This is a genomic window from Bradyrhizobium sp. (genome assembly GCF_035273305.1).
In the GTDB taxonomy this organism is placed as follows: Bacteria; Pseudomonadota; Alphaproteobacteria; order Rhizobiales; family Xanthobacteraceae; genus Bradyrhizobium.
The window spans coordinates 1-4840 of sequence record NZ_DATEPI010000210.1 but is presented as its reverse complement, the minus strand read 5'-3'; the positions used below and the strand labels follow the sequence as shown (position 1 = coordinate 4840).

At 60.7% G+C, this 4840-nt stretch carries 3 protein-coding genes; all 3 read left to right on the top strand.

Features of this window, described 5'->3' with window-relative positions:
* Window positions 1-147 precede the first annotated feature (147 nt).
* From uvrB to VJV58_RS14325, 3 genes are read left to right on the top strand one after another with little or no spacing between them, the layout of a single operon-like run.
* A complete protein-coding gene (uvrB, locus tag VJV58_RS14335; protein WP_324138023.1) occupies window positions 148-2817 on the top strand; it encodes an excinuclease ABC subunit UvrB in 2670 nt (889 codons plus the stop codon).
* Window positions 2818-2864: 47 nt separating this feature from the next.
* Complete coding sequence (locus VJV58_RS14330; protein WP_324138021.1) at window positions 2865-3632, top strand: DpnI domain-containing protein; 768 nt, start codon at window positions 2865-2867, stop codon at window positions 3630-3632.
* A gap of 10 nt (window positions 3633-3642) precedes the next feature.
* Window positions 3643-3924 carry a hypothetical protein gene (locus VJV58_RS14325; RefSeq protein ID WP_324138020.1) on the top strand — a complete coding sequence of 94 codons (282 nt, stop codon included), beginning with the start codon at window positions 3643-3645 and terminating at the stop codon, window positions 3922-3924.
* Window positions 3925-4840 lie beyond the last annotated feature (916 nt).

Here is a 4840-nt window from a genome sequence, read left to right as displayed (position 1 = left end):
GCTTTATGGCGAGTTCAAGAATTTCTTCCCTGATAACGCGGTCGAGTACTTCGTCTCCTATTACGATTACTACCAGCCCGAGGCCTAGACGAGGCTCCGCCCGCCAATTACGGCACCTCGGCGACCGTTCCGACGCTCGATCCGGAATTGGCAAAGCAACTCGGCTTCACCACCGAAGAGGAAGACGCCGCCGCGCTGGCGCGTCCGGCCCGCAACAAGATGGAGGCGCTTGGCGTTGCCGCGACCGCCGATGCATTGGAACATCTGATCCGCGAAGGCCGCCCCGAATTCAAGGGCGAAGACGGCCAGGTGAAAATCTGGACGCCGCACCGCCCGCCGCGTCCGGAGAAATCCGAAGGCGGCGTCCGCTTCGTGCTCAAATCCGATTATGAGCCGAAAGGCGATCAACCGACCGCGATCGCCGAACTGGTCGAGGGCATCAAGCGCAACGATCGCACCCAGGTGCTGCTCGGCGTCACCGGCTCGGGCAAGACCTACACCATGGCCAAGGTGATCGAGGCGACGCAACGTCCCGCCATCATTCTCGCGCCGAACAAGACGCTCGCGGCCCAGCTTTATGGCGAGTTCAAGAATTTCTTCCCTGATAACGCGGTCGAGTACTTCGTCTCCTATTACGATTACTACCAGCCCGAGGCCTATGTGCCGCGGACCGACACTTACATCGAAAAAGATTCCTCCATCAACGAGCAGATCGATCGCATGCGCCACTCGGCGACGCGGGCGCTGCTCGAGCGCGATGATGTGATCATCGTCGCCTCGGTTTCGTGCATCTACGGTATCGGCTCGGTCGAGACCTACACCGCCATGACGTTCGCGCTGAAAAAGGGCGAGCGCATCGACCAGCGCCAATTGATCGCCGACTTGGTAGCGCTGCAGTACAAGCGTACCCAGGCCGATTTCACCCGCGGCACCTTCCGGGTGCGCGGCGACGTCATCGACATCTTTCCGGCGCACTATGAAGACCGCGCGTGGCGGGTGAATTTGTTCGGGGATGTCGTGGAGAACATTGAGGAATTTGATCCGCTCACCGGCCACAAGCAGGACGAGCTCGAGTTCATCAAGATCTACGCCAACTCGCATTATGTGACGCCGCGGCCAACGCTGGTGCAGGCGATCAAATCGATCAAGAGCGAATTGAAGCAGCGGCTGGACCAACTCAACGATCAGGGTCGCCTGCTGGAGGCGCAAAGGCTGGAGCAGCGCACCACCTTCGACCTCGAAATGATGGAAGCGACCGGAAGCTGCGCCGGGATCGAAAACTATTCGCGCTATCTTACCGGGCGCCGCCCCGGCGAGCCGCCGCCGACGTTGTTCGAATACGTGCCCGACAACGCGTTGGTGTTCGCGGACGAAAGCCATGTCACCGTCCCACAGATCGGCGGCATGTTCCGCGGCGACTTCCGCCGCAAGGCTACCTTGGCCGAATACGGCTTCCGCCTTCCCTCGTGCATGGACAACCGTCCGCTGCGCTTCGAGGAGTGGGACATGATGCGCCCGCAATCGGTCGCGGTGTCCGCCACCCCAAGCGCGTGGGAGCTGAACGAGAGCGGCGGAGTGTTCGTCGAGCAGGTGATCCGCCCCACCGGGCTGATCGATCCGCCGGTCGATATCCGCCCGGCGCGCACCCAGGTCGACGATCTCGTCGGCGAGGTCCGCGCTACCGCGCAGGCCGGCTATCGCTCGCTGATCACGGTGCTGACCAAGCGGATGGCGGAAGACCTCACCGAATATCTGCACGAGCAGGGCATTCGGGTCCGCTACATGCATTCGGACATCGATACCATTGAGCGGATCGAGATCATCCGCGATTTGCGGCTCGGCGCGTTCGACGCCCTCGTCGGAATCAACCTGTTGCGCGAGGGCCTCGACATCCCCGAATGCGCGCTGGTGGCGATCCTCGACGCCGATAAGGAAGGTTTTCTGCGCAGCGAGACCTCGCTGATCCAGACCATCGGCCGCGCGGCGCGCAACGTCGACGGCAAGGTGATCCTTTATGCCGACCAGATCACCGGTTCGATGCAGCGCGCGATCGCCGAGACCGATCGCCGCCGCGAGAAACAGGTCGAATACAACACCGCCAACGGCATCACGCCGGAGAGCATCAAGAAATCCATCGGCGACATCCTCAATAGCGTCTACGAGCGCGACCATGTGCTGGTGGAGATCGGCGACGGCGGCATGGCCGACGACGTCATCTCGATCGGGCACAATTTCGAGACGGTGCTCAACGACCTCGAAACCCGGATGCGCGAAGCCGCCGCCGACTTGAATTTCGAAGAAGCCGCCAGGTTGCGCGACGAAGTCAAGCGCCTGCGCGCTACGGAATTGGCTGTTGTCGACGATCCCACGGCCAAGCAGCGCATCGTGCAGGGCAAGGCCGGCGCCTATGCGGGCGCGCGGAAATACGGCGACGCTGCCAACCTGCCGACCGGCGCGCTGAAGAAGCGGAGTGTACGCTCGAGCGCGGCTCGTGATTCAGGACGACCAAGCCAGAGCGGCGGTGCTCCAATTCCCTCCCCCTTGCGGGGAGGGTCGACCGCTGAAAGCGGTCGGGGTGGGAGTGCTGCCTCCAAAATCCACAAACCGCATCTCGACGAAATGCACGGCCCGGAATCCCTGCCCTACCGCCCGGGCCGCGGCGGCGCGCGCAAACCCTCGCGCGATGACACCGCTCCGAGCAGCGGAAGCAAAATCTTTCAGCCAACCGACTCGCGCCAATCCGGTCCCGAATTCGGCCCCGCCCCGCGCTCCACCGGCGGCGCCCCGGGGCATCGCGGTGGATGGAAGAAGCGGTAGGCGCGCCGCGAACTGGAAATTCAATCTAGTTCAGCTAGTTTGGAGCGATGAAACTCGGCTTCGAGGAATCCCAATCGCCCTACGTCAGCGGCTCGCAAAATGCTCGCGCGTGGACGGAAGCCTGGGTGAGCGCGTGGGTGTACTGCCCGCATTGCGGCAACGTCAAAATAGCCGCCTTCCCGAACAATAGTCCGCTTGCGGACTTCTTTTGTGCTGTTTGCAAGGAAGAGTTCGAACTCAAGAGTCAGAAGGGAAAGTTTGGCACCAGAGTTGTCGATGGCGCGTTCAAAACAAAATGCGAGCGCCTGGCTGCGAGCAACAACCCAAATCTCTTTCTGATGAATTACGATCTCAAGTCGCTCGCGGTCGTCAATCTGTTCATCGTGCCCAAGCATTTTTTCGTTCGCGAAATCATAGAGGAACGAAAGCCGTTGGCTGCGACCGCGCGGCGCGCGGGCTGGATAGGATCGAACATCCTGCTCAGCCGTGTCCCAGAATCCGGCAAAATACGGATTGTGCAGAACGGCGTCGTTCGACAAAAAGAACTTATTCTAGCGGAATGGCAGAAAACGCTTTTTCTCAGAAGCGAATCTCCCGAGACGAGAGGCTGGCTTATCGATGTCATGAAATGCGTGGAGTCGCTCGGCAAACGTGATTTCACCCTTGAGGAAGTTTATGCCTTCGAACGACATCTCGCTGATCTTTATCCGGGCAACCAGAACGTCAAGCCGAAGATACGGCAGCAGCTTCAATATTTGCGCGACCGCGGCTTTATCGAATTCATGTCACGCGGAAACTATCGTCTGCGATCATAGGAGCGCCCGCATGGCGTGGTTTCTGAACTTCTATAGATGCGACACTTGCGGCCGGATATGGACCGGTGAGTGGTCCTGCACCTGCGACGACGAGTGCCCGCATTGCGAAGCGCGCGACATGTCGCCGTTCGATAGCGAGAACCTCACCGACATTGTCGCCAAGGATGCTGATGGTTTCATCGCATTTCGATCGTCCGACTCGGCCGAGCACGATCCGGATTATCGCGAAGTAGGCCGCTTCCCGACGCGGGAACAAGCCGAGGAATTCCTGGTTTCGGTCGATACTGCTTAGCGCCCCGACTGTTGTGCTGTCCGCCATCTTACTTTGCTTTGGCGCGGATGGTCAGGCAGATTACGCCTTCAGCCAATCCGCCTGGGAGGTTGCAAGCTGATCGCCCGACGGGCAAATCACGCAACATTCCTGTCCAGTCCCGGTTGCAAAAATAATTTCCTTTCCGTTTTCAAATCCATAAGCCGCGCTGTCCCGGCCCGCATGAGGGGCGTTTCGCGATCGTCACGAACGTTGGGCTCGGGATGCGATGGACGCGGCAGCGTCGGCGCGCAATCGAGATCGCAGGGCGGCTTGCCGTGAGCGATCATGGTGCGCGCGGACGAACGGCGCTGATGCGGACGGCGAAGTCGTGTGGTCCTGACGCCTCGACGCTGGCGTCAAGTCTTGCGGAGGCGTGTCGGCCCAACCGGGCGCGGACACGCCACCCATTCGCAAGATGACGGTGACAAGAAAGCCCGATCACCGGGGAGATCACGAAGGAAACCGTTAAAACCATGGCGTGCGGGAATGCCGGGTGAATCCGGTGAGCCTGTGGTGACTATGCTCGTATGCTTTTTATTTTGCATGCGAGGCTGCGGGTGCACCGAGCATCCGGCATTCCCCACGCCCTCATCTATTCGGGGGGCGAAACATTCTTCACCGACTCGGGCGCAAACGCGTCGCGAGATCGCGGAGGTGTGTGTTTCGTCGCAAGGAAGAGACAAAAGTGCTCATGAACTATTCGCGCGGTCATTGCGTAAAGTGCAACCGCATCGGCGCTCTTCATCCCTCCCCCGATCTTCCGTGGGGAGGGACAGAACATCGTGAGCCTTGCGAACGATGTGCCGGGTGGGGCTGATTCCGCAATCGGGTGCTCGCCGTCTGTCGGCTGCCAACCCCACCCGGCGCTTTCGCGCCACCCTCCCCACAAGAGTGG